This is a genomic window from Pontitalea aquivivens, from assembly GCF_046507575.1.
Lineage (GTDB): Bacteria > Pseudomonadota > Alphaproteobacteria > Rhodobacterales > Rhodobacteraceae > Pontitalea > Pontitalea aquivivens.
This window is the reverse complement of sequence record NZ_JBKFEY010000124.1, coordinates 1-479: the sequence shown is the minus strand read 5'-3', so window position 1 is coordinate 479 and position 479 is coordinate 1. Positions and strand designations below refer to the sequence as shown.

The 479-nt window shown below is 65.3% G+C and carries 1 protein-coding gene; it reads left to right on the top strand.

All coding sequences use genetic code 11. The features are described from left to right. Nucleotides 1-164: 164 nt before the first annotated feature. Nucleotides 165-479, top strand: a 315-nt coding sequence (locus ACK8OU_RS20455) for a major capsid protein (RefSeq protein ID WP_410305162.1), incomplete at its 3' end; no start/stop codon positions are given.

Here is a 479-nt window from a genome sequence, read left to right as displayed (position 1 = left end):
CACTGGTGCGTGGCCCGGCCATCGTCAATCGCCACGATCTGGTCTTTGCCGGCACCCCGACCGAGGCCGAGATCGCCGCCGCCCATGCCGCCCTGCTGGCGGCCGGCATCCTCGCGCGCTGAGCCCCAAACCTCTCAATCCGATCCCTCAGGAGGCATCCACACATGGCCACCATGGACATTTTTGAAGGCGATGCCTTCTCGATCATCGAGCTCACCCGGGCTCTGGAAAACATCCCGTTCAAGCCCGCGATCCTGTCGGGCGCGGGGCTCTTCGCCAATCGCGGCGTGCGCGCACGCACGGTGATGATCGAAAGCCGAGACGGCACGCTCTCGCTGATCCCGTTCTCGGAACGCGGCTCGGCCTATGAACAACAGGTGCCCGAGCGCCGCGACCTGCGCGCCTTTGTCTGCCGCCAGTTCAAGAAGCAGGATGTGCTCTGGGCCTCGGAAATCCAGGGGATCCGCGACTTCGGTTCG